The 24744-nt window shown below is 73.9% G+C and carries 18 protein-coding genes and 1 pseudogene; 12 read left to right on the top strand and 7 right to left on the bottom strand.

From position 1 onward, the window contains the following. Nucleotides 1–99: 99 nt before the first annotated feature. Nucleotides 100–567, bottom strand: coding sequence for a GreA/GreB family elongation factor (locus ACGF12_RS29295; RefSeq protein WP_393036387.1), 468 nt, complete (start codon nucleotides 565–567; stop codon nucleotides 100–102). A 298-nt stretch (nucleotides 568–865) separates the two neighbouring features. Here ACGF12_RS29295 and ACGF12_RS29290 point away from each other — a divergent pair, with 298 nt between their 5' ends. After that, nucleotides 866–2308, top strand: a complete 1443-nt coding sequence (locus ACGF12_RS29290; protein ID WP_387631437.1) for a glyceraldehyde-3-phosphate dehydrogenase — start codon at nucleotides 866–868, stop codon at nucleotides 2306–2308. A 120-nt stretch (nucleotides 2309–2428) separates the two neighbouring features. Continuing rightward, complete coding sequence (locus ACGF12_RS29285; RefSeq protein ID WP_393036383.1) at nucleotides 2429–2917, top strand: hypothetical protein; 489 nt, start codon at nucleotides 2429–2431, stop codon at nucleotides 2915–2917. On the opposite strand, the gene ACGF12_RS29280 is transcribed toward ACGF12_RS29285, so the two are convergent. Beyond that, nucleotides 2903–3814: an alpha/beta fold hydrolase gene (locus tag ACGF12_RS29280; RefSeq protein WP_393036380.1), complete on the bottom strand. Its 912-nt coding sequence runs from the start codon at nucleotides 3812–3814 to the stop codon at nucleotides 2903–2905. The two genes, ACGF12_RS29285 and ACGF12_RS29280, sit on opposite strands and share 15 nt — an antisense overlap. Nucleotides 3815–3902: 88 nt before the next feature. Further along, nucleotides 3903–4412 carry an RNA polymerase sigma factor gene (locus ACGF12_RS29275; protein ID WP_393036378.1) on the bottom strand — a complete coding sequence of 170 codons (510 nt, stop codon included), beginning with the start codon at nucleotides 4410–4412 and terminating at the stop codon, nucleotides 3903–3905. Between the two features lie 690 nt (nucleotides 4413–5102). Here ACGF12_RS29275 and ACGF12_RS29270 point away from each other — a divergent pair. The 4 genes from ACGF12_RS29270 (at nucleotide 5103) to ACGF12_RS29255 (ending at nucleotide 11714) form a co-directional block, all read left to right on the top strand. Beyond that, a complete protein-coding gene (locus ACGF12_RS29270; RefSeq protein ID WP_393036376.1) occupies nucleotides 5103–5651 on the top strand; it encodes a hypothetical protein in 549 nt (182 codons plus the stop codon). A 162-nt stretch (nucleotides 5652–5813) separates the two neighbouring features. Then, nucleotides 5814–6863, top strand: coding sequence for a hypothetical protein (locus ACGF12_RS29265; RefSeq protein ID WP_393036373.1), 1050 nt, complete (start codon nucleotides 5814–5816; stop codon nucleotides 6861–6863). A 76-nt stretch (nucleotides 6864–6939) separates the two neighbouring features. Beyond that, nucleotides 6940–8808, top strand: a complete 1869-nt coding sequence (locus ACGF12_RS29260; RefSeq protein WP_393036370.1) for an HSP90 family protein — start codon at nucleotides 6940–6942, stop codon at nucleotides 8806–8808. Beyond that, complete coding sequence (locus ACGF12_RS29255; RefSeq protein WP_393036367.1) at nucleotides 8808–11714, top strand: hypothetical protein; 2907 nt, start codon at nucleotides 8808–8810, stop codon at nucleotides 11712–11714. The genes ACGF12_RS29260 and ACGF12_RS29255 overlap by 1 nt, the downstream gene beginning before the upstream one ends. Before the next feature lie 55 nt (nucleotides 11715–11769). On the opposite strand, the gene ACGF12_RS29250 is transcribed toward ACGF12_RS29255, so the two are convergent. Beyond that, nucleotides 11770–12978, bottom strand: coding sequence for a carbohydrate-binding protein (locus ACGF12_RS29250; protein ID WP_393036452.1), 1209 nt, complete (start codon nucleotides 12976–12978; stop codon nucleotides 11770–11772). Between the two features lie 533 nt (nucleotides 12979–13511). Then, a complete protein-coding gene (locus ACGF12_RS29245) occupies nucleotides 13512–14408 on the bottom strand; it encodes a LysR family transcriptional regulator (protein ID WP_393036364.1) in 897 nt (298 codons plus the stop codon). A gap of 107 nt (nucleotides 14409–14515) precedes the next feature. Here ACGF12_RS29245 and ACGF12_RS29240 point away from each other — a divergent pair, with 107 nt between their 5' ends. Continuing rightward, nucleotides 14516–15436, top strand: coding sequence for a DMT family transporter (locus ACGF12_RS29240; RefSeq protein ID WP_393036360.1), 921 nt, complete (start codon nucleotides 14516–14518; stop codon nucleotides 15434–15436). A gap of 26 nt (nucleotides 15437–15462) precedes the next feature. On the opposite strand, the gene ACGF12_RS29235 is transcribed toward ACGF12_RS29240, so the two are convergent. Then, nucleotides 15463–16719, bottom strand: a complete 1257-nt coding sequence (locus ACGF12_RS29235; protein ID WP_393036357.1) for an RNA-guided endonuclease InsQ/TnpB family protein — start codon at nucleotides 16717–16719, stop codon at nucleotides 15463–15465. A gap of 161 nt (nucleotides 16720–16880) precedes the next feature. Between ACGF12_RS29235 and ACGF12_RS29230 the strand changes: the two are divergent. Then, nucleotides 16881–17168: pseudogene (locus tag ACGF12_RS29230) on the top strand (sensor domain-containing protein); the annotation flags it as partial. 255 nt (nucleotides 17169–17423) lie between these two features. On the opposite strand, the gene ACGF12_RS29225 reads toward ACGF12_RS29230, so the two are convergent. After that, entirely contained in the window at nucleotides 17424–18584 is a 1161-nt protein-coding gene (locus ACGF12_RS29225) for a glycosyltransferase family 4 protein (RefSeq protein ID WP_393036354.1), read from the bottom strand. Nucleotides 18585–18986: 402 nt separating this feature from the next. Here ACGF12_RS29225 and ACGF12_RS29220 point away from each other — a divergent pair, with 402 nt between their 5' ends. From ACGF12_RS29220 to ACGF12_RS29205, 4 genes are all read left to right on the top strand, one after another. Continuing rightward, nucleotides 18987–19928 carry a GNAT family N-acetyltransferase gene (locus tag ACGF12_RS29220; RefSeq protein WP_393036449.1) on the top strand — a complete coding sequence of 314 codons (942 nt, stop codon included), beginning with the start codon at nucleotides 18987–18989 and terminating at the stop codon, nucleotides 19926–19928. After that, on the top strand, nucleotides 19921–20709 hold the full coding sequence (locus tag ACGF12_RS29215) for an aminotransferase class IV (RefSeq protein WP_393036352.1): 789 nt from the start codon (nucleotides 19921–19923) through the stop codon (nucleotides 20707–20709). Before ACGF12_RS29220 ends, ACGF12_RS29215 begins: the two co-directional genes overlap by 8 nt. A 110-nt stretch (nucleotides 20710–20819) precedes the next feature. After that, nucleotides 20820–21617 carry an ABC transporter ATP-binding protein gene (locus ACGF12_RS29210; RefSeq protein ID WP_393036349.1) on the top strand — a complete coding sequence of 266 codons (798 nt, stop codon included), beginning with the start codon at nucleotides 20820–20822 and terminating at the stop codon, nucleotides 21615–21617. Beyond that, complete coding sequence (locus tag ACGF12_RS29205) at nucleotides 21614–24166, top strand: FtsX-like permease family protein (RefSeq protein WP_393036347.1); 2553 nt, start codon at nucleotides 21614–21616, stop codon at nucleotides 24164–24166. The genes ACGF12_RS29210 and ACGF12_RS29205 overlap by 4 nt, the downstream gene beginning before the upstream one ends. The last annotated feature ends 578 nt before the right edge of the window (nucleotides 24167–24744 follow it).

Below are 24744 nucleotides of genomic sequence, written 5' to 3'. Positions count from 1 at the left end.
GTTCCTGTGAGCCGATAAGCCACGCCTATCAGCGGCGGATCGCACCGGCACCTCGGCTCGCGGACGCCTTCGGCCGCGCGACCGGCAACCCCGCCCGGGCTACGCCGCGTTGCCGACCGCCAGCACGACCGCGCTCGCCGCGCCGCCCGGCGTCTCGTAGCTCACCGTCTCCCCGGCGTGGCGGCCCAGCAGCGCCTTCCCGAGCGGGCTGTCGTACGTCACGAGGGTCAACTCCCGCTCCTCGGCCAGCTCCGAGATCTCGACGGTCTCCTCCTGGCCGTCCTCGAACCGCACCTTGACGGTCGAGCCCACCCCGATCACGTCCGTGGACGGCGCCCCGGCCACCTCGGCCTCCCGCAGCCGCCCCTCCAACTCGGCGATCCGCCGGTCCAGTCGGGTCACGTCGGAGGCCCGCTGCAGTTCGTCCGCCGCATCCGCGGGATCACCCACCGGATCGTCCCCCCGCAGCGTCGCGGCCACCTCCCCCCGCTCCGCCCGCAGCTGCGCCAACTCCTCCTGCACTGCACGCAGGCCCTCGGCACTGATCGGTTCCGGCCCACCGCTCATGGCAAGCTCCCGGGTCTGTCACGGAACACTCGAACATCGGCCGCCTCCCATTACCCCACCTCACCGCACCCCCGGCAAATCCTCGGCCGGGGCGGGCCGCGCGAGCGGGAGTCGCCCGGCCAACTCCCCGGCGGCAGGGGGGAGCTGGGGGTGGCGGTGATCACCTTCGGCGGTGGGGGCGTGGGGGAAAGCGCAGGTGGGAGGGGGGTGTGAGGTGGTCGGAGGAGGGACCGGCCGCTGGGGCGGGAGCGGGCGAAGCTACCATGAAGGCAATACCCTCAGCTCGAAAGATGGACTTGTGACTGTCAACGACGACGTGTTCACGGACTGGAAGAACCGCGAGGAGATCGCGGAGTCGATGATCCCGATCATCGGGCGACTGCACCGGGAGAAGGACGTCACCGTCCTGCTCCACAGCCGGTCCCTGGTGAACAAGTCGGTGGTCAGCATCCTCAAGACGCACCGCTTCGCCCGGCAGATCGCCGGCGAGGAGCTCTCGGTCACCGAGACCATGCCGTTCCTGCAGGCGCTGACCACCCTGGACCTCGGCCCCTCGCAGATCGACCTCGGGATGCTCGCCTCGACCTACCGGGCGGACGACCGCGGCCTGTCGGTGGAGGAGTTCACCGCCCAGGCCGTCGCCGGTGCCACCGGTGAGAACAAGCTGGAGCGCCGGTCCGCGCAGGACGTCGTGCTGTACGGGTTCGGCCGCATCGGCCGCCTGGTCGCCCGCCTGCTGATCGAGAAGGCCTCCGGCAACGGCCTGCGCCTGAAGGCCATCGTCGTGCGCAACGGCGGCGGCGACGACCTGGTCAAGCGCGCCTCGCTGCTGCGCCGGGACTCGATCCACGGCCAGTTCCAGGGCACGATCACCGTCGACGAGGCGAACAACAAGATCGTCGTCAACGGCAACGAGATCACGGTGATCTACTCCAACGACCCGAGCGAGGTCGACTACACGGAGTATGGGATCAAGGACGCGATCCTGATCGACAACACCGGCAAGTGGCGTGACCGCGAGGGCCTGTCCAAGCACCTGCGCCCCGGCATCGCCAAGGTCGTGCTGACCGCCCCGGGCAAGGGTGACGTGCCGAACATCGTGCACGGCGTCAACCACGACATGATCAAGCCGGACGAGCAGATCATCTCCTGCGCCTCCTGCACCACCAACGCCATCGTCCCGCCGCTGAAGGCGATGGAGGACGAGTACGGCGTGGTCCGCGGCCACGTGGAGACCGTCCACTCGTTCACCAACGACCAGAACCTGCTGGACAACTACCACAAGGCCGACCGCCGTGGCCGCTCGGCGCCGCTGAACATGGTGATCACCGAGACCGGTGCCGCCTCGGCCGTCGCCAAGGCCCTGCCGGACCTCAAGGCGAAGATCACCGGCAGCTCGATCCGCGTGCCGGTGCCGGACGTGTCCATCGCGATCCTGAACCTGCAGCTGAAGCGTGAGACCAACCGCGAGGAGGTCCTCGACTACCTGCGGGAGATCTCGCTGACCTCGCCGCTGAAGCGCCAGATCGACTTCACCGACTCGCCCGACGCGGTCTCCAGCGACTTCATCGGCTCGCGCCACGCCTCGATCGTGGACGCCGGCGCGACCAAGGTCGAGGGCGACAATGCGATCCTGTACCTGTGGTACGACAACGAGTTCGGTTACTCGTGCCAGGTCGTGCGGGTCGTGCAGTACATCTCGGGTGTCGAGTACCCGACCTTCCCGGCTCCGGCGGTCTGATCCACCGGTTGGGATGTTGTCGGTTGGTTTCGACGGGGCGGTGACCGGTTGGTCGCCGCCCCGTCGGCGTTCCCGGGCCGGTACCTTGCTGGGGTGTCGGGCGACGGGAAGGGCGGGGCGATGGCGGATGAGTGGCCCACGGTCGAGTTGGACCCGGTGCGGCGGCTGCGGGTGATGGCGGCGGCCGGGGCCGGGCGTCCGCTGTACGCCGAACGGTGCCTCGCGGCGGGCTTCGACCAGGTGTGGCGGGTCGCGAGCGACCTGTCCGGTGAACTGCCCGGTCTGATCAGCGGGTTGCGCTCCTTCGAGGTCGGGCCCGCAAAAGCGGGAGAACGACTGGAGGGGCTCGCGGTGAGCGTCGTCGGTCACCGCGAGCGGTTCGAGATCGTGCTGCGCAGCGGCTGGTGCCTGATGCAGAGCCGGGTGCTGCTGGGCGGGATGGCGGCCGTACCGGACGGGGACGGGACCCGCTTCGCCCTGCTCGCCAGCCTGCGGGTGCCGGGTGCCGGGCCGGTGCAGCAGCTCCTCGGTGGGCTCACCGAGCGGCGCGGTGAGGTGCTGCTGGACCGGCTGGAGCGGCGGATCGTCGAGCGGTCACGGACGGAATAGCTTGCGCACGGCGTCGGCCACCTCCTCGGGCGCCTCGTGCGGGAGGAAGTGGCCGCAGCCGGGCAGGACTTCGGCGTGCAGGTCGTCGGCGGGGGCGCCGGCCGGGGAGAGCAGGGAGGGGCGGATCACCGGGTCCTGCTCGCCGCCGAGCAGCACGGTGGGGACGGTCAGTCGGCGCTTGTTGAACCGGCCGGACGCCAGACGCGGGATGTCCCGGACGACGAAGGCCCAGTGCAGGAGCTCGGCGGCGCGGGCTGCTGCGGGGGTGCTGCCGGTGCTCACGTACTCGGCCAACTCTTCGGCGGGCCAGGGGTGTTGGGCGGTGGTGGCGCGCCGCAGCAGGTGGGCGAGCAGGGTGGAGCGGTGGCGGATGATGCGGCGGCCGATGCCCGGGTACTCCAGCAGGGCGGTGTACCAGAAGCGCCAGGCGGTGCCGAGCAGGGCGCGTTGGCGCGGCCAGGGGTGGGTCATGTTGAGCGCGAGGAAGCCGGTGAACCGCTCCGGCGCGCGCAGGGCCAGCTCGAAGCCGGTCCAGGCACCCCAGTCGTGGCCGACCAGGCCCACCCGGTCCGTTCCCAGCCGGTCGAGGGCGGCGAGGGTCAGGCGGGCGCGGTCGTCGGTGGTGTAGCCGTGGCGGGGCGCCTCGGACCGGCCGAAGCCGGGCAGATCCAGGCAGAGCAGCCGGAACTCGCCGCTGAGCAGGGGGATCACACGGTGCCAGGCGTACCAGTGTTGGGGGAAGCCGTGCAGGAGCAGCAGCGGGGTGCCGCCTTCGTCGCCGGCCTCGGCGAGGTGGAGGCGGACGCCGTCGGCGTCGAGGTGGCGGTGGCGTACGCCGGGCAGGTGGGGCAGGTGGGGCAGGTGGGGCAGGTCGGGTAGCGGGTGGGGGGTGGTCATCGGGGTCTCCCTCCTTGGGGGTGGTCTCAGGAGAGGAGAGGGCTCGGGAGGGCGTTGCAATCCCCGGGGTCGGCGGGCTTTTTCGGGATCAGCGGTGTTCGGCGCCCCAGGCGGTGCGGAAGCCGTGGCGGGCGCGGAAGAGTCGCGAACGAACCGTCCCGAGGGGGAGGTCGAGGATCTCGGAGACGGATCTCTCGTCCAAGCCCTCGATGTGTCGGAGTGTCAGGATGGCGCGGTGGCCGGGTGGTAGGCGTTCCAGGACGTCCTGGATGTCGGCGGCCAACTCCGGGTCGTGGTCGTCGGGTTGGTCGGTGGGGGCTTCGGGGCGGGGGGACCGGCGGGTGGCGAGGCGGACGGCCTCGCGGGCCGCGATCGTCCGGGCCCAGCCGAACAGGGCCTCGGGTGCCTTGAGTTGGCGAAGGCTGCGGACGATCGCGATCATCGCCTCCTGGGCGGCGTCGGGGGCGTCCTGGAGGGCGATCGGGGCGCAGACCCGGCCGACGTACGGCATCAGCAGGGAGAGGAGCTCGTCGAGGGCGAGGGCGTCGCCTTGCTGTGCTGCCCGGACGAGAGTGGTGAGGTTTTCGTGGTGCTGCATCTCGCCCCCCGTCGGCGCTTTGGGACCAGCCTGGACGGTACCGGATGGGGGGTGTCTTTTGTGGGGGGTGGGCTCTCGGGAGGGTGGGTGCGGGGCGGTTCCGGGGGGGGCCGCTCCGGGGGCTGGATGATTTTCAGACTGCCGACTCTGTTGGTGGGGGTTGGCCGCCGTTGGCAGTCTGAAAATCACCCGTCACGCCCCTCTCCAACCCACCCCCTCCACCGCCCCTCCCGCAGCGCGTCCCTCTCGCCTGGTCGGGTGTGTGTGGGGGGTGGGTTGGTGCGGGCGCGCGGGCCTCGCCCTGCGCGCCCGCGTGGTGGGGCGGGCGAAGCGGTTCGTGTGCGCGGGACCCGGGGTGGGTGGGGTGGGAGGTGGTCGCTATCTTGAGGGGTCACGGACAGCCGTAAGGGAGCGGGCATGGGGATGGGTGGTCGGCGGGTGGCCGTCGGGGTGGCGGTCGGGGTGCTGATGGGCGGGCTGGCCGGGTGTTCGTCCGGTGGGCCGGAGAGCGCCAAGGGGGCCTCGGGAGCGGCGAGTTCGGCGGGCTCTGCGGTGACTGGTGCGGCGTCGGCCTCCGCCCCGGCGCCGTCGGCGTCCGGGGCCGGGGCGGGAGCTGCAACGGGGGCCGCGACGTCGGCGCCCGGTGCTGCAACGGCCGGGGGCGCCGCCGGAGCAGGGAGTGGGGCGCCGGTGCCGCCGCCCGTCGCGGCGACGCCCGGGGCGGACCTGGAGGGGGTGCTGCTGGACGACAAGGTGGTCGGGCAGGTGCTGCCGGACGGCAAGGCGATGGCCGGGTGGGACGAGGAGAAGCGCAAGGTCGACACCGCCGACCACGCCACCACCTGTACGGCGTCCACCCCCTGTGCGGGCAAGCCGCTCAGTGGGTCGGTGCGGTTCTCCTCGGGGGATCTGGTCACCCGCTTCCTGGTGGACACCCTGCCCAGCCGGGACGCGGCCAAGGACCGGTTGAAGGAGACCTACGCCTCCTATCCCGTCGGGCCGTTCCACAAGGTCGACACCCCGGTGCTGGGCAGTGAGAGCCAGGCCTTCGTCGGGCCGCTGTCCGCAGGTGACGGCGTCAGCATCGTGGTCCGCTCGGGCACCGTGGTGGCGAGCGTGACCACGGAGGGCGGTCCGGTGGACGTGGCCGCCGCCCGGCGGTTCGCGGTGATGCTGGTCAAGCGGATCGAGCAGGCGCAGTGGGGAAAGGCACCGGACGCCGGGCTCGGCCTGACCTGACCTGACCTGACCTGACCTGGCCGGCCGTGCGGTCCGGGCGCCCCCGCCCCCGGTGGCCCTGGGCTGGGGAAACGGGTGTCGGAGACCCGTGATATGTACTCATCTGGGTGGCCACTGTGCGGCCATACGAAAGATGCCGATGAAGTTCGAGGGGGGCCACACATGCCGCTGTTCCGACGCCGCTCAGGCGGGGAGGGCGCGCAGGACCGGGCCGGTCGGCGCGGGTTCGGGTTCGGCAGACGGGCCGCGGAGGCGCCCGCGGCCGCCCGGGCGGCCGAGCCGCGGCTCGACCCGACGTTCGGTGACGAGTCCGTCCGTCCGGTGCTCGGGCAGGCCGCCGCCGGCGACTGGGCGGCGCTGCGCCCCGCGCTGGCCGCCGCGGCCGGGGCGGAGACGGGCGCGGCCGACCTGACCTGGCTGGCCGGCGCGATCGCCGACGTGTCCGGGGTCGAGCAGTGGACGGCCCGCGCGATAGCCGACGCGCCGGACGACGCGCTGCCGCTGCTGCTGTCCGGCGCCCGGCACGTCACCTGGGCCTGGGAGGCGCGGACCGGCGCCCGGGCCAAGCATGTCACCGAGGAGCAGTGGAAGCTGTTCCACGAGCGGCTGGACCTCGCCGAGGAGCAGCTGCTGGAGGCCGCCGAGCGGGAGCCGTCCTGGCTCGCCCCCTGGTACTTCCTGCAGATCAGCGCCCGTGGTGCCTCGCTCGGCCCGGAGGTCGCCACCTGCCGTTTCGAGGCCGCCGTCCGTCGCTTGCCCGGGCACCCCGGCTCGCACCGCCAGCGGCTCCAGCAGCTGAGCGCCAAGTGGGGCGGCTCGCACGACGAGATGCACGAGTTCGCCCGTTCCGCGATGCTGGGCGCCCCGGAGGGCAGTCAGCTCGGTGAGCTGGTCGCGCTCGCCCACCTGGAGCGCTGGCTGGACCTCCCGGACGGCGAGGACCACGCGTACCTGTCCAGCCCCACCGTGCTGGCCGACCTGCAGGAGGCCGCGTTCCGGTCCGTCCTGCACCCGGAGTTCGTCCCGGTCCGGGGCTGGCAGGCGAGCTTCAACACCTTCGCGATGGCCTTCTCGCTCGCCGACCAGCGCAAGACCGCGCGGCTGCTGTTCGACGCGCTGGACGGCTTCGTCACCGAGTCGCCCTGGCACTACCTGTCCGGCGATCCGGTCAAGGTCTACCGCGCCCACCGCGACCGCTGCGCCGCGTACTGAGGCCGAGCCGCGCGCCGCTGACGCCACGCCGCGTCCCCCGAACCCTTCACCCTCCTCGCGATCGAAAGAGCCTCCGGTGTCCCCATCCGACAACCCGACGAGTGCGCACACCTTCCAGGTGGACCTGCGCGGCCTGGTGGACCTGCTCTCCCACCACCTCTACTCCAGCCCGCGGGTCTACCTGCGCGAGCTGCTGCAGAACGCGGTGGACGCGATCTCCGCCCGCCGTGCGCTCGACCCCGAGGCGCCGGCGGCGATCACCGTCCGCGCCGACGACGAGCTGTCCGTCACCGATACCGGCATCGGCCTGACCGAGAAGGACGTCCACACCTTCCTCGCCACCATCGGCCGCAGCTCCAAGCGCGACGCCGACGGCAGCCTGGACGGCGCCGGGCTGGCCAAGGCCCGCGGCGACTTCATCGGCCAGTTCGGCATCGGCCTGCTCGCCTGCTTCGTGGTCGCCGACGAGATCACCGTGGTCACCCGCTCCGCCGCCACCCCGGACGCCCCGGTGATCGAGTGGCGCGGCAGCTCCGACGGCAGCTACACCATCCGCACCCTGCCCGCCGAGGCCAAGCCCGAACCGGGCACCACCGTCATCCTCGTGCCGCGCGCCGACGCCGCCGAGTGGACCCGCTCCGGCCAGGTGCTCTCCCTCGCCCGGGACTTCGGCAGCCTGCTGCGCCACGACGTCACCGTCATCGACGCGAACGGCACCGAGCACCGGGTCAACCGCACCCCGCCGTGGGCCGAGCGGCACGGCTCCCCGCTGGCCCGGCGCGACGCGCTCGCCGAGTACTGCCGCGCCACCTTCGACTTCACCCCGCTCGACACCATCGAGCTGGACCTCCCGCTGGTCGGCCTGCGCGGCGTCGCGTACGTGCTGCCCGACGCCGCCCCGCCCTCGCGCCGCAACGGCCACCGGGTGCACCTCAAGGGCATGCTGCTCTCCGACCAGGCCGACGAACTGCTGCCGGAGTGGGCCTTCTTCGTCCGCTGCGTGGTGGACACCGACGGGCTGCGCCCCACCGCCTCGCGCGAGGGCCTGTACGCCGACGAGACGCTGGCCGCAGTCCGCGAGGCGCTCGGCGCCCGGATCCGCGACTGGCTCACCGGCCTGTCCGCCAGCGACCCGGCGCTGCTGCACCGCTTCCTCTCCGTGCACCACCTGGCAGTCAAGGAACTCGCGCGCTACGACGACGAGTTGCTGCGGATGATGCTGCCCTGGCTGCCGTTCGAGACCACCGACGGCAACGTCACCCTGGACGAGTTCGCCCGCAGCCACCCGGTGGTGCTGGTGACCCGTACGGTCGAGGAGTTCCGCCAGGTCGCCCCGATCGCCGGCGCGGCCGGCCTCGGTGTGGTCAACGGCGGCTACACCTACGACCGCGACCTGGTGCACCGGCTGCCCGAGATCCGCCCCGGCGTCTCGGTCGCCGACCTCGACCCGGGCACCGTCACCGCGCACCTGGACACCGTCGACCCGGCGGCCGAACTGGCCGCGGGCGTCTTCCTGGCGATCGCCCGCGAGGTGGTCGGCCGGTTCGACTGCGACGTCGCCCTGCGCAGCTTCCACCCAACCAACGCGCCCGCCCTGCTGCTCGACAACCGGGAGGCCCGGCACGAGCGCACCCGCGCCCAACTCGCTGACGAATCCGATGGGTTGTGGGCGGACATCCTGGGCTCGCTGCGCGCCGAGGTGCCCCGCGCCCAGCTGGTGCTGAACCACCTCAACCCGCTGGTGCGCCGCGCCGCCACCGTCACCAACCGGGAGCTGGCCGTCACCGCCGTCGAGGCGCTGTACGGGCAGGCCGTGCTGATGACCCGCCGCCCGCTCAAGGCCAGCGAGTCCGCGCTGCTGAACCGCTCGTTCATCAGCCTGCTCGACCACGCCATGCTCGGCCACGAGGCGGCCGCCGCCGGCACCGACGAGAAGGAGGCGTGATGCTGGACACCCCCGACGCGGTGATGGCCGCGCTGCGCGAGAACGACGCCCGACCCTACGGCCGCACCCGCACCGTCACCGCCGAGGAACTCGTCGACGCCGCCGAGCAGTTCGAGGACGCCGGGGTCCGCTCGATGGCCCTGCTCGAACTCATGGAGGCCTACGAGTACGACGGCGAGCGCAGCAAGAGCCCGGTGGTCTTCGCCCGGGTGCTCAAGCTGTGGGACCAGGACCCGGACGGCTTCGGCGAGTGGGCCCGGCACCAGGTGTTCTGGCGCTTCAAGTGGGTCGCCGCCGCGCTCATGGACACCCCGGACGTCCCGCTGGCCGCGATCCGGCGCTGGCACACCGAACTGCGCGACCGCTACCGCGCGGCCGGCTACGACCTCCAGCCGTACTACGCCCAGCGCTACCACCTGGCCGCGCAGACCGGTGTCGCCGTCCAGGACGCCTACGAGCTGTGGACGGCCCGCCCGCGCACCGAGCTGAGCGACTGTCACGCCTGCGAGACGCGCGCCCGCGCCCGGCACTTCATCGAGGCCGGGGACGACGCCCGCGGGCTGGAGATCCTGGCCCCGGTGCTGGACGGCCGCAGCACCTGCGAGCAGGAGCCCTACTTCAGCCAGGCGACCGCCCTGCTGCCGCTGCTGCGCCGCGGCCGGCTGGACGAGGCGCGCTCCGCGCACCTGACCGGCTACCGCTACGCCCGCGGCAAGGCCTCGATGCTGCACGCCGTCGGCCTGCACATCGAGTTCTGCGCGCTGTCCGGCAACGAGCCGCGCGGTCTGGAACTGCTCGCCGAGAACCGCGACCTGTTCGCGGTGGCCGGCGAGCCCGCCGCCCGGCTGGAGTTCCTCACCGGCCTCGAGGTGCTGGTCGCCGGGCTGGCCGCGGCCGGCCACGGCGAACTCGCGGTCAGCGGCCCGGCCGGCACCTCCTGGACGGTCGACACCCTGCTCGCCCACCTGCGCGGCGAGGCCGACGCGCTGGCCGCCCGCTTCGACGCCCGCAACGGCACCGACGCGGTGAGCGCCGCGCGGCGCGCCCGGCTGGCCGTCGAACCGCTGCTGGCCGAACCGCTGGCGCTCGGGGTGCGCGCCGCGGCGGCCCCCGAGCTGTCCACGGCCCAGGCCGCCGCCCCGGCGCCGCGCCGGACCGTCGAGGCGGAGCCGGAGGACTTCACCGCCCTGGTGCTGCGGGCCCGCGAACTGGAGGTGGTCGGCCACCCCGACGCCGACCGGCTCTGGAAGCGGATCGCCGAGCGCGCCGGCGCCGACGGTTTCGTCCACCCCGGAGGTGCCGAACTCGGCGGCCCCGAGCGGCTGGCTGCCGAACTCGCCGAGCAGCACGCCCACGAGGCGCTGCAGCGCGACCAGCACGCCGAGGGCGCGGCGGGCCTGCTGGCCGCGGCCGAGCTGTACGAGCGGGCCGGGCTGCCCGGCGCGGCGCTGATGGTCCGCACCCGTACGCTGATCGTCGAACTCGGCGACGTCGAGGGCGCGGTGGCGGACTGGACGGCGCTGGACGCCGCGCTGGCCCGGGCCGAGGAGCAGCGGGCGGCGGGCACGCTGGCCGACGACGACTACCTGATCATCCTGCAGTCGCGCGCCTACGCCGCCCACCACGACCTGGTCGAGGCGCTGCCCGAGCCCTCCGCGCAGACCGTCGCGCGCTTCGAGGCCGCCGTCGGCGCCTACCGGCAGAGCGCCCTCTCCCTCGGCTCCGCCCGGCGGGCGGCGACCTCCCGGCAGTACACCGCCGACGCCGCCGCCCGGCAGGGCCGGCTGACCGAGGCGGCCGCCGAACTGCGCGAGGTGCTGGCGCAGTTGGACGCCGCCGAACTGCCCTGGCACACCCCGCGGGTGCTCGGCCTGCTCGGTCAGGTGCTGCTGCAGGACGGCGAACCCGCTCAGGCCGCCGAGGTGTTCCACCGGGCGCTGGCCGAGGCGGTGCGCTGGGGCGACGACTCCTACCCGTTCGCGCCGACGTACATGATGCTCGGCCACGCGAGCATGCAGGTGGAGGACCTCGGCGGCGCCGTCCGGGCGCTCTCGGAGGCCGCCGCGCGCTACGACCGCCAGGGCGAGACTGCCGTCGAGGAGGCCGCCCAGGTGCGGCTGCAGCTGGCCGACGTGCTGCGCGGCACCGGCCGTTCGGCCGACGCGGTGGCCGTCCTGGAGTCGGTGCTGGACGCCGCGGGCGCCGGGCTGGACGAGCGGATGCTCGCCCAGGCCCGCCTCGACCTCGCCCGGGGCCTGGTCGAGCTGGACGAGTACCGGGACGCCGCCGAGGAGTACCTGCGCCTGGCCGACCTGGTCGCCGACTGGGAGGACCAGCAGACCCACACGATGGTCGCCTGCGAGGCCACCCTCGCCCTCGCCCAGGCGGACCGCTGGGACGCCGCCGAGGCGGCTCTCGGGCGCGTCCGAGAGGCGCACGGCAAGGCCCCGCAGGTCGACCAACTGGCGGCGACCCTGCGGGAGTTGGCCCGGCTCACGATGCGCGACAAGGGCGCCGAGGGGCTGGGCGCGGCGCTCGCCCTGCTCGCCGAGGCGGACGCGATCGGTGAGGCCGCCGAGCGCACCGGCGAGGAGTACAGCGGCTGGTACCTGCGCGGCGGTTCGCACTACGAGCGGGGGCGCTGTCTGGCCGTCGCCGACCGGCACGAGGAGGCCCTCGCCGAGGTCGAGCGGGCGATCGCGGTCTACGAGCGGGGCGGCGAGCGGGCCGAGTCGCCCCGCGCGGAGTCCGTCCGGCTGGCCGCGCTGATCGAGGGCGGCGACCTCGGCCGTCCCCAGGCGGCGGTGGCCCGGCTGACCACCGGGATCGCCCGCTGCGAGGCCGCCGGACTGCGGGAGGCGGCGCAGATCCTGGGCGAGCTGCGGGAGCGGTTCACCGCCAACTGACGCGGGAGCGGCGGGCGTTGTGCGCGCCCGCCGCTCCTCTGCTCGGGTGTTCTCGTCAGCAGGGGCCGTCGTCGGCCCAGACGCCCCACTGACCGCTGGCACTGGGCACCTCGTTCAGCGTCCACCACTTGGCGTGGTAGTCGTGCCCGTTGTACGAGACCTTGGCACCCGCCGTGTAGGTGGTGCTCGCACTCCACGCCGGGGCCGTGCAGGTGCCCGGACCGGTCGGCGGGGTGGACGGGGGCGTGGTCGGGGGCGTGGTCGGCGGGGTGGTGGGCGGGGTCGCCCCGGCGAACTTCACGGTGTACTTGGTGAAGTCCCAGTCGCTCTGCGCCACGCTGGAGCAGGAGCCGGACAGTCCCGGGTCCACCGGGCCGGTGCACTGGCGGTCCCGGTTCACCGACCAGAAGGTGTACCGGGCCAGGCCGTGCGCGGTGGCGAAGTCCAGCACGGTCTGGAAGTCCGCCTGGTGGAAGTACTCGGCGGCGTCGGTGCGGCCGTTCATCATCGACACGCCCTCGTGGGCGTACGCGGTGGCCTCGTTCCAGCCGAAGGTGGTCTGCAGGATCTGGTTGAACTTCACCAGCGCGTCGGTCTGCGCGGCGGCGCCGTTGAAGCCGCCGTCGAACGGCATGATCGAGTAGTTGTTCGGCGTGAAGCCCTGGGACTTGGCCTCGCCCAGCATCTGGGTGCCGAACCAGCCGGTGCCCGCGTTGGTCCCGGCGGTGGTGATCGAGATGTACAGCCCCGGGTTGTTCTGCTGGAGGATGCGGGCCGCGCCGATCTCGTTGTGGATCGCGGCCGTGTTCTCGTACTCCGGCTCCTCCAGGTCGAAGTCGATCGCCTTGAGGTTGTACTTGGCGACCACCTGCTGGTACCCGGCGGCGGTCGCCTCGGGGGTGCCGCAGACCTGACCCAGCTTGGTGCCGCCGTACCCGCCGACCGACACCGAGACGTCCCCGCCCTTGCCGCGGACGGTCTGGATGACCGCCGGCATGGTGGTGTCGCCGTCGATCGGGGACGTGCCGCCCCAGGCCGGCGAACAGCTGTTGCCCTGGGCGAGGATGAAGGCCAGCTGGAAGGCCTTCTGTCCGGTCGCGTCCATCACGGCGGCGGCGTCCGGCGGGCTGTTGTCCTCGGGCATCAGGTACGGCGCCGAGGCGTACCAGTTGCTGCCCAGGCCGGTGCCGCTGTCGGCGGTGGAGGCCGAGGCCGGGCCGGTGCCGGCCAGCGCGGCGACACCCCCGGCGACCAGCCCGAGCATCCCGGCCACGGCGAGCGCGGCCCGGGACCTGCGCGTTGCCGGTGCGGTGCGCCGCTGCGGGGGAATGTGCGAGGGAAGCTGCGAGGGAAGAGCGCGTTCCATCGGAGGCCTTTCCAGTGAACGGCGGTGGGGGAATGCAGGCCTGGTCGCGCCGGGCGTGGGGGTGGCGTGACGGCCGAACGGACCGTCGGCGGCGGGTGGTTGCCGATGGTTCCCACTGGTATAGACCTATTGGCGAAGGGTGGTCAACCCCAAAACGGTCAAGCCGATCGCCGCCGCCGGGCCGGCCTCAGGCCCTGGAGTTGACGGGTGGCCAAGGAGAACACGGACAGCGTGGACGGGCGGGTGCACGCCGGCGCCATCGTCCAGGCGCACACCATCGGGCAGCTGCACCTGACCCAGCCCGCGCCGCCAGCCGTCCCCTGCCACCTGCCGCCCGGCCTGCCGCCCTTCGCCGACCGCCGTGGTGAGCGCCAGCACGTCCTCGCCGGGCGACCCGTCAGCGGGCGGCGGTCTGCCGGGACGTCCTCCCCTCAGGCCGAGGCCGCCACTCCCACGCCTACCCCCGCACCCATCCCCGCGAGCAGCCCGCTGACCGCCGGGGACCAGGGACGGCCGGTCGGCCCGGTGAGCGTCAGCGTCCGGTGCACGGCGGGCCGGATCGGCACCAGCACGCAGTCCGGCGGCAGCATGGTCAACGCCAGCGCCGGCATCACCGAGACCCCGACGCCCGCGTGCACCATGCCGATCAGCGTGTTGAGGTCGCGGATCCGGTGCCGGGGCGTGAAGCGGGTGCCGGCCCGCCGGTAGGCCTCGCGGATGTGGCGCTCGCAGCCGCCCTCGGAGAGCAGGAAGTCGTCGTCCTCCAGTTCGGCCACGTGGACGGTCTCCTGCCCGGCGAGCGGATGGTCCCGGCGCAGCAGCGCGTGCATCGAGTCGGCGCCGAGCGCGACCGCCCCGGGCGGCAGCGGGCCGGCGTCCACCAGCACGGCGGCGTCCACCGTGCCGGCCTCCAGCCAGGTGGGCAGCTCGGCGTCCTCGCCCTCGAAGAGCCGTACGGTGACCTGCGGGTACGCCGCCTTCCAGTCCCGCAGCAGCCCGGGCAGCAGCGCCTGGCAGACGGTGGTCGGCGCGGCCAGCCGCACGGTGCCGGTCGGGCCGCCGGAGTGCCGGGTGGCGATGGTGCGGACCGCGGCGGCGGAGGCGACGGCGGTCCGGGCGTGCGGCAGGATCTGCTCGCCGAGCGGGGTGGGCAGGCACGGGCTGCCGCGCCGCAGCACGGGGGAGCCGAGCGAGCGCTCCAGTGCGGCGACGGCGTGCGAGACGGCGGACTGGCTGATGCCCAGTTCGTCGGCGGCCGCGCCGAAGCCGCCGGTGTCGGCGACCGCGACCAGTGCCCTGAGCTGGGCCAGGTTGACCTCCGAGGCCATGAGACTTCCTCATCGTTCCGGCATCGCCACTTGTTGGACTCATGGTCCGCCGTCGGGCCACCCTCTGTCCAGAACACAACGGGAGGACGGACGGGGAGGTGGTCGGGGTGCGGCGCTGGTTGCCGGGCTTCGTGGCACTGTCGGCGATCTGGGGCGCGAGCTTCGCCCTGATCAAGGTGGCGGTCGACGCGGGGGTGCCGCCGGCGTGGGTGGCGCTGTGGCGCAGCCTGCTCGGCGCCCTCACGCTGTGGGCGGTCCTGCTGCTGCGCGGCGAGCGGGCCCCGCGCGACCGGGCGCTGTGGGGGCACTCGGCGGTGGTCGCGGTGCTGCTCAACACCGTGCCGTTCACCCTGTTCTCCTTCGGCGAGACCAGGGTCAGCTCGGTGCTGGCCGGGGTGATGAACGCGACCACCCCGCTGTTCACCATGCTGTTCGCGGTGCTCACCGTCCCCGAGGAGCGCCGCCCGGGCGCCCGCCGGCTCTCCGGCCTCGCGCTCGGCTTCGTCGGCGTGCTCACCGTGCTCGGGGTGTGGCGCGGCCTCGGCTCCGGCGCGACGGTCGGCGCCCTCGCCTGCCTGTCGGCCGCCTGCTGCTACGGCGCGGGCTTCGCCTACCTGCGCCGCTTCCTGTCCGGCCGCCCGGAGTCGGTGACCGCCCTGTCCGCGCTCCAGATCGGCTGCGCCGCGGTCGAGTTGGCGCTGGTCGCCCCGCTCGCCGCGGGCGCCCCGCACTGGCCGGGCGGCTCGGCTGCCGCCGCCCTGCTGGTGCTCGGCGCGCTCGGTACGGGCCTGGCGTACCTGCTCAACCTGGGCCTGGTCCGCGCGGCGGGCACCACCGTCGCCTCCGCCGTCACCTACGTCATGCCGCTGTGGTCCACCACCCTCGGCGCCGCCTTCCTGGCCGAGCCGGTCGGCTGGAACGCCCTGGCCGGCGGCGCCCTGGTGATCGCCGCGGTCGCCCTGGCCCGGCCGCGCAGGGCGCCCGTCGCCGTTCCTCTGCCCCCGAAGGACCGTCAGCCGGTTGGTTAGAGTGGTCCGTTGACGTCCTCCCCCGGCTAAAGCCGGGGGATTCCGGCCGCGCCTGTGGCGCGGGGCTTGCGCCCCGCGCGGCTGGCGTTCCGGTGGGTTCCTGTTTCAACGGGCTGTGCCTGGCGTGGGATTGCCACGCCGGGTCTTACCGGCCCTCCGCAGGCGTTTAGCCTGTCCGCCCGTCCGGCGGCCAGGATGTTACGGGAGGCGTTGAGATCACGATCATGCACCGTGCCGCACGCGCCGCATGTCCACTCGCGTACGGCGAGGGGCTTGGGGCCGTCCAGGACGCCGCAGGCAGAGCAGACCTGAGACGTCGGCTCGTACCGGCCGACGACACCGACGTGCCGACCGTAGCGTGCGGCTTTTTCTTCGAGCAGGCGCCGGAAGGTGGCCCACCCGGCGTCGTGCACGGACTTGGCCAGGCGGCTTCGGGCGAGGCCGCGCACGTTCAGATCCTCCAGGTACACCGCTTGGGTTTCGCGAATGATCCTGGTGGTCTGCTTGTGCAGCCAGTCCATGCGGGTGTCGGCCACCTTGGCGTGCGCCTTGGCGACCTTGCGCCGGGCCTTGGCCCGATTCTTGCTCCCCTTGGCTTTGCGGGACAGCTGGCGCTGTGCGGCCTTCAACCGCTTCTCCGCCTTCCGCAGGAAACGCGGGTTGTCGATCACCGTGCCGTCCGAGCACACGGCGTAGGCGGTCAGCCCGAGATCGACACCGATCTCGGTGTCCGTCTCGGGCACCAGCTCGGGTTCGACGTCCACGACGAAGGACACGTGGTAGCGGCCGGCCGGATCGAGTATGACCGTCGCGGACGACGGGTCGGCCGGCAGCGCACGGGACCACTTCACCCGTATGTCGCCGATCTTCGCCAGGTTCAGCTTCCCGTTGCTCCGCACGCGGAACCCGTTACGGGTGAACCTGAGCGACTGCCGACTGTCTCTCTTCGACTTGAACCGGGGCAGACCGACGGGGCGGCCGGCCCGCTTTCCGGAGACGGAGTCGAAGAAGTTTCGGTAGGCCGTGTCCAGATCTCGAAGGGACTGGATCAGCGGGTCCACCCCCACCGAGGCGAGCCACGAACGCTCGGCGGTCTTCTTCGCCCCGGTGATCACGAGCTTCTGGAGATCGGTGCTCTTGGGGTACGGCTGCCCGACCATCCGGGCTTCCTTCCGTACCGCCAAGGCGTCGTTGTACACCACCCGCGCGCACCCGAACGTCCGGGCCAGCGCCGCGCGCTGACCCGCCGTCGGGTAGAGGCGATAGGAGTACCGCAGATGCACGAGATCAACCTACCGAGGCCCACTGACAACGGCCTCCGTCCAAACCCCCGAAGATCACTGCGCCGCTTCGCGGCTCCGAGCCAAGGACCCTCTCCCACCCTCCGGGCGGGGGGACCCCCATCTCCCCCGGCTGAAGCCGGGGGCATCCTGGGAGGAATCAGGTGAACGAGGACCCGCAACCGGTGGCCGTCCGGGCCGCGCTGCGGGCCCGTCCGTTGCGCTTCCCGTTCACCCGCTGGGTGCCGCGCTGCTGGGCGCACCTGCTCTGCGGCGCGTTGCTCGGGCCGCCGCTGCTGGTCGTCCTCGCGGTGCTGCTGGTGCTCGGCGCCGCCCTGTCGGTGGTCGGGCTCGGGCTGCCGCTGCTGCTCGCCCTGGCACTGGCGGGCATCCCGGCCGGGTCCCTGGCGCGGTGGCGGCTGGGGCTGGTCGAACCCGTCCCGGTGCCGGACCCGCACCGCCGGCTGCCCGGGGCCGGGCGCCGCGCCCGGATCCGCCGCCGTCGCCGAGCGACCGGCGGGTGCTGGCGGTGCTGGCACACCTGCGGGGCGAGTAGGACGGCGGCCGGTGGGTGCTCGCGGTGCCGGCGCACCCCCGGCGCGATCCGGGTGACCATCCGGGGCGTCCGCGGGCAGACCGGCCGCGTGGATGACCACCGCGGACACGGGCCGGCCGGTCGGCCGACCCTGGTGACGGCCCGGGGTGGCTCACCGCGCTTCGGCCATGGGCGAGTCGGCGTCCGCGATCCGGTCCGGCAGGGCCACCTCCGGGTCCAGCAGCCGCGCCAGGTGCCGGGCCGAGGCGTCCCAGGACCAGTGCTCCGCCGCCCAGCGCCGCCCGGCCGCGCCCATCCGTTCGCGCTCGGCCCGCGAGGCGAGCAGGAAGCGGGTGAGGGCGGCGGCGACCGCTGCCGGGTTCCGGCCGTCGACGACGGTGCCGGTGACGCCGTCGAGGACGGTGTCGGGGGCGCCGCCGGAGCGGCCGGCCACCACGGGCAGGCCGGCGGCCGCCGCCTCCAGGTAGACGATCCCGAGGCCCTCGGCCTCCAGGCCCATCCGGCGGGTGCGGCACGGCATGGCGAACACGTCGGCCGCGGCGTAGTGGGCGGCGGTGGCGGCATGGTCGAGGCCGCCGGTGAACTCGACGCTGCCCGGCTCGGTGAGGCGGTGGGCCATCGCCCGCAACCGGGACTCGTCCGGTCCCTGGCCGACCAGCAGGAGGGTGGTGCCCGGGACGGCCCGGCGGATCGCGGGCAGCGCGCGGATCAGCACGTCCTGGCCCTTGCGCGGGACCAGCCGGGCGACGCAGAGGATCACCGGGTGCGCCGTCGGAACGCCGGTGCCCGGACGGAACACGGCCGGGTCCACGCCCGGCACCAGTCGGCTCAGCCGGGCGCCCGGCCCGAGGGCGGGGGCGATCCGGTCACGGGTGTACTCGCCGAGGAAGGTGACCGTGTCCACGCTGCGCCCGATCCGGCGCAGCACCCGGCGGGCGCCCGGGGTGCGGGCCCACCAGATCTCGTGGCCGTGGGTGGTGGCGACGGTGCGCAGCAGGCCGGGCGCCCGGCGCAGCAGGCCGGGCGTCATCGCGGCGAGCGGCGCGGCGGCGCCGAACCAGACCCGGTCGCAGCCGTGCGCTCGGGCTGTCTCGGCGGCGCGGCGGGTCGCCCGGGGCGTGGGCAGCAGGGTGCGGGCGGGGTCGCGGACCACCGGGTAGGGGAGTGCGGCGTCGTGGCGCTCGGCGCCCGGTTCGGCGGAGGTGTAGACGACCACTCCGCCGGGGAGGCGGTCGGCCATCGCCTGGACGAAGGTCTCGATGCCGCCCTGGCGGGGCGGGAAGTCGTTGGTGACGACGAGCGTGCTGCCCATGGCAGGCCTCTCATGACGGAATCAGAACGGGAATCGGAACGGGAATCGGAACGGGAATCAGAAGCGGACTCAGAACGGCGATCGGCAGGGAAATCGGCGGGGGCAGGCGAAGCGGAAGCGGACGTGAGCAGGATGAGGAGGACCCCCCTCCATTGCATCGGCGCAGGTCAGCTGGGTCATCAGGGTCAGGTGGAGTCCCATGGTCGGGTTTCCCCCACCACCCGGCACCGCCCCGGACGGCTCCACCCACCGCCACGGACGGACCGGGTCCCGCGGCCGGCTCGGCCCGTTGCCGAGTCCGGCAGCGCGAAAACCCCCGGGACGAGGCCCGGTGACCGCGGTCTGACGGTCGGTGTTCGGCGGATTACGTTTCGTACCCGGCGGCCCGCTATCGTGGCGCGGGTGAGGTCGTGGGATGCCGCGGTGGAGCGGGCGCAGGGGCGGTTGGCGGCGGGGAAGCGGCTGCGGGCGGCGGTGGAAGGGGAGGAACGGCGGTTCGCGCTGTGGGACTTGGCTTCCCTGGTGGAGGGCGAGCTGGGAGAGGTGGTGGACCCGGACGGGCTGACGCCGCAGGCCGAGCGGGCCTGGCGGGAGCGGCTGGGGGAGAGCGGGCGGGAGTGGCCCGGCGGGGAGCTGTACCGGCGGCGGTACTGGATCCGGGATGACCGGGCCGAGGTCGTCGGCACCGTCGCGGTGGACAACTGGACCAAGGGGCCGAGCCAACTCGCCGTCAGTTCCCTCTACGTCGGGCCCGGGGCCCGCGGTCGCGGGCTGGCCGCCGGCGCGCTGGACGAGGTGTACGCGGCGGCCACCGCCGAGGGGTTGCCGGGGTTCCGCCTGGAGGCGCACTGGACCTGGCAGTCGGCGGTCCGGTACTACCTGCGCCGGGGCCTGTGGGTGGTGGGCTGGAAGCGGTCGCTGTCGCTCGCCCGGATGCCCCAACTGCCGTTGCACCGGGTGCGCGAGGAGGACGGGCGGCTGCTCCTGCTGGTCGCCGACCGGCAGCGCGGCTGGGTGCCGATACTGGCGGCCGGGCGGGAGGGGCGCTGGCTGCGGCTGGACGAGACCGCCGACTACCGGGGCTGCGACGGCTGGGTGCACGAGTACGCGCGGTCGACGCTGGCGCTGTACCTGGCGCTCGCCGGGTGGCCGATGGTGCGCGGGCCGCAGTGGTGGGCGGAGGCGTGGCGCTGGTCTGACGCGGGGGAGCCGGAGGGGCTGGCCTTCAAGATCGAGCAGTTCGAGCAGGCCGCCCGGGGGACGGGCCGTCGGGTGGTGAGCCCGTACCGTCCGGTTCCGGCGCCGGAGGCGACCGCACAGCTGGCAGACTCGGGGGATGGCTGACATCGAGATCGACGGCGCGCCCGCGGACCCGGCACGGCTCGCCGCCCTGGGGCTGCTCAACTACGGGCACTTCACCACCATGCGCGCCGAGGCGGGCCGGGTCCGTGGTCTGACGCTGCACCTGGACCGGCTGGTCCGGGACTGCCGGACGCTGTTCGGCACCGAGCTGGACCGGGCGGCGGTCCGGGAGCGGATCCGCGCGGTGCTGCCCGCCGACGGCGGACCGGTGATCGTCCGGGTCACCGGGTACGACCCCGCTCTCGGCCTGGAACGCCCCGCCGCGCCCGCCGCGCCCGCCCTGCTGGTGACCACCCGCCCGGCCGCGACGGCCGAGCCCGGCCCGCTGCGGGTGCGGACGACGGTGTACCGGCGGGAGCTGCCCGAGGTGAAGCACGTCGGCCTGTTCGGTCTGGTCCACCACCGCCGACTGGCCCAACTCGCCGGATACGACGACGCGTTGCTCACCGATGAGGACGGCGGGGTGACCGAGGGAACCACCTGGAACGTCGGCTTCCTGGCCGGGGACCGCCTGGTCTGGCCCGAGGGCCCCAGCCTGCCCGGCGTCACCGAGGCGCTGCTGGCCGGTGCGTACGGCGGCCCGCAGTCCCGCGAGCCCGTCCACGCCACCCGGCTGGACGAGTTCGACGCGGCCTTCGCCGCCAACGCGGGCGCGGGCGTGCGCCCGCTCGCCGCCGTGGACGGCACCGCCTTCGACCCCGCCCACCCCGTGCTCGCCGAACTGCGCGCCGCCTACCGGGGGATCGTCGCCGAGGCAGTGTAGGGATAACCCCACCCCCGGTCCGCCAGCGGACTCCATGGCCCGGGTGGACCTGGCTTCCTAGCGTGGAACCCGTCGACGTCCAGCGACGATTCCCGAAGGAAGGCCCCGCCATGGCACGCCGTCACGACCGCCCGCCCGCCGAGCCGTACTCCGCCGCGCACGCCGGCCCCGCGATCGAACTGCGCGGGGTGCGCCGCAGCTACGGCCGCGGTGACGGGGCCGTGCACGCCCTGCGCGGGATCGACCTGGTGCTCGACCGCGGCAGCTTCACCGCCGTGATGGGGCCCTCCGGATCCGGCAAGTCCACCTTCCTGCAGTGCGCGGCGGGCCTGGACCGCCCGGACGCGGGGCAGGTCCGGCTCGGCGGCGAGGAGCTCACCGGGCTGAGCGAGAACCGGCTGACCAAGCTGCGCCGCCGCCGGATCGGCTTCGTCTTCCAGTCCTTCAACCTGCTGCCCTCACTGACCGTCGAACAGAACGTGATGCTCCCGCAGCGCCTCGCCGGCGAACGCCAGGACCGCGCCCGGGCAAGGGAGTTGCTGGCACAGGTGGGGATCGGTGAGCACGCCCGGCGGCGGCCCGGGCAGTTGTCCGGCGGGCAGCAGCAGCGGGTCGCGATCGCCCGGGCCCTGATCACCCGCCCGGACGTGGTGTTCGCCGACGAGCCGACCGGCGCGCTGGACACCCGGACCGCGCACGAGGTGCTCGGGCTGCTGCGCCGGGCGGTGGACGACCTGGGCGCAACCGTGGTGATGGTGACCCACGATCCGGTGGCGGCCTCCTTCGCCGACCGGGTGCTGTTCCTGGTCGGCGGCGCGATCGCGGACGACCTGCCGCACCCCGGTCCGCAGACCGTCGCGGACCGGATGGTCGCGCTCACCGCCCGCCCGGTGGGAGCGGCGGTATGACGAACGGGCTCGCCCGCGCCTCGGTGCGCTTCCGCCCCGCGTCCTTCGCGGGCACCGTCATCGCCCTGCTGCTGGGCGCCGCCGTGGTGGTGGCCTGCGGCACGCTGATGCAGACCGGTCTGACGGCGAGCCTCAAGCCGGTCCGTTACGCGGCCGCGCCCGTGGTGGTGGCGGCGGACCAGGCGGTGAAGATCAGGATCAAGGTCGGCAAGGACACCGAGACGGTGGAGCAGGCCACCCCGGAGCGGGCCCGGACGGACGCCGCGGTGGCGGGCCGGATCGCCGCCCTGCCCGGCGTCGCGGCGGCCCGCCCGGACACCGCCTTCCCGCTGCCCGCCACGGCCGCCGCGCCCGGTGCCCCTGCCGTCCCCGCGGTCCCCGCGCTCACCGGCCGCGGCTACGCCGCCCTCGGCATCGCCGGACCGCAGGACACCCTGGTCGAGGGCCGCGCGCCCGGCGCCGACGAGGTGGTGCTGGACACCGACACCGCGCGCGCGGCCCGCCTCGCGCCCGGCGCGAACCTCACCCTGGCCGCCCCCGGCGGCACCGCGAGCTACCGCGTCTCCGGCCTCGCCGCCGCCCAGGCCACGGGCCCCACCGCCTGGTTCGCCGACACCACCGCCGACCGCCTCTCCGGACACCCGGGCCGGATCGACGCCGTCGCCGTCCAGCCCCGCGCGGGCGTCACCGCCGCCGCCCTGGCCGCCCAGGTCCGCCAGGCGATCGGCGCCGATGAAGAGGTGCTCACCGGCGACGAGCGCGCCACCGTCGAACAGCCGACCCTCGGCGAGGCCCGCACCCTGCTCGGCGAGATCGGCGGCGCCTTCGGCAGCTACGCCACCATGACCGCGGTCTTCGTGGTGATGAGCACCGTCGCCCTCGCCACCGGCCAGCGCGCCCGCGAGTTCGCCCTGCTGCGTGCCGTCGGCGCCACCCCGCGCCAGATCCGCCGCACCATCGCCACCGAGGCGATGCTGGTCGCACCGGTCGCCGGGGCGCTCGGCATCCTGCCCGGACTCGCCCTCGCCCACTGGTGGTTCGACCAGTTGGTCGACCGCGGCGCCGTTCCCGCCGGGATCCGCCTCGACGTCGGCCCGCTGCCGATGCTGGCTGCCGTCGCGACGTGCACCCTCGCCGCGCTCACCGCCGGCTTCCTGGCCGCGCGCCGCCCGTCCAGGCTGCGCCCCGGACAGGCGCTCGGCGAAGCCGCCGTCGAGCCGCCCCGCCCCGGCAAGGTGCGCACCGTGCTCGGGCTGCTGACGGCCGCCGGCGGGGTGGCGACCGCCGTCGTCGCCGCCGCGCTGGACGGCGCCGGGGCCGCCCAGACTGCGCAGGGCGTGGTGATGTGCTTCATGCTGGCCGTCGCCCTGCTCGGCCCGCACCTGGCCAGGATCGCCGCGGCCGTGCTGGGCGCCCCGCTTCGGGCCTGCGGCGCGAGCGGCTCGCTGGCCGCCGACAACTCCCGCGCCAACGCCCGCCGACTGGCTTCCGCGATGACCCCGATCGTGCTGGTCACCGCCTTCTGCGGGACCCTGCTGGTGATCCAGAGCACCCTGAGCCACGCCACGGGCGAGAACGTTCGCGCCGGCATCACCGCCGACCACGTGCTTGCCGCAGCCGGCCCCGGCCTGCCCGCCGGCACCGCCGAGCGGGCCGCCGAGGTGCCCGGGGTGGACGCCGCGGTCGGCGTGCTGCGCACCGCCGTCGTCCACCGGCAGAACGGCCGGCTCGGTTCCGCCCCCGCGCTCGGCGTGGACGGCGACCCGGCCCGGCTGCCCAGGGTGCTCGACCTGGGCGTGCGCAGCGGCTCGCTCGCCGACCTGGGCCGATCCGGCGACACCGTCGCCCTGGACGCCACCCTGGCCGACGCCCTGGACGCCAAGGTGGGCGAGCGCGTCCCGCTCTGGCTCGGCGACGGCACCGCCGTCCACCCCGTGCTGGTCGCCGTGTACGACCGCGGGCTCGGCTTCGGCCGGGCGCTGCTGCCCCTGGCGGCGGTCGGCGCTCACGTCACCGCCGGGTACGACAGCCAGGTGCTGGTCGCCGACGCCCCGGGCGCGGACCGTACGGCGGTGGCGAGCGCGCTCGACGGATTCGGCAGGCTGACGGTGAGTGACCGGGCCGGGTTCGTCGCCAAGGCCGACAAGGACATGGAGCTCAACGGCTGGGCCAACACCGTGATGGCCGCCGTGCTCGGCGGGTTCGCCGCCGTCACCGCCGCCAACACCCTGGTGATGATGGTCCTGGACCGGCGCCGCGAGGTCGCCCTGCTGCGGCTGGCCGGCACCACCCGGCGCCAGGTGCGCGGCATGCTGCGCTGGGAGGCGCTACTGGTCGCCGCCGCCGGGCTGACGCTCGGCGGGGCGATCGCCTGGATCACGCTGGTCCCGGTCGCCCGCGGGGTCGCGGGCACCGCTCCGTACGTCCCGGCGACCCTCGTGGTGCCGCTGGCCGCCGGAGCCGTGCTGCTCTGCCTCGGCGCGACCGGGCTGCCCGCCTGGGCGTTGCTGCGGACCAGGCCGACGACAGCGGGCGCGGCGCGGCAGTAGCCGGAACCGTCGGAGGAGGAGAGGGGAGGGGAGGCCTTTGAGTGCCCTGAGGGCTGTCACCAACGCTTCGGCCTCGTCCACGTCGACTGTGAAACGCAGAAGCGCACCCCGACGGCCTCCTGGATTGTCTTGGGCCCTCGGTAAGGGGTAGTGTCTCCCAGTCGCTCGGCAGGGAGCACCGGACACGCATCGGCGCGGACGGTCCCGGGGCGGCCACTCCTTTGAAACACCACTTCCGGTTCGTACCGGTCGTCTACGCGTTCTCGCGGTGCGGCCCGGTGCTTATTCGGTGTGTGCGTTTTATCGGGTTGCGGCCGGATTCGCTTTTCGGAGCGAGGGTCGGCTAGAGTTTGAAACGTCGGACGGGGCGTCAAGCCCCAGAGGACATCAGCGAGTTGGATGAACGAAGCCCCGGAAACGGAGCGGGAAACATCTGATAAGCTGGAAACACGAAAGAACGAAGCGCCCGGAGGGCCCGCTGGGAGGCGGTCCGAAGGAAGCGTCCGTTCCTTGAGAACTCAACAGCGTGCCAAAAGTCAACGCCAGATATGTTGACATCCCCGGCCTCAGGGTTTCCT

It is taken from the genome of Kitasatospora sp. NPDC048296 (assembly GCF_043201815.1).
Taxonomy (GTDB): Bacteria; Actinomycetota; Actinomycetes; order Streptomycetales; family Streptomycetaceae; genus Kitasatospora.
Note: the sequence above shows the minus strand (reverse complement) of the source record. Positions and strands in the feature narration are given on the sequence as shown.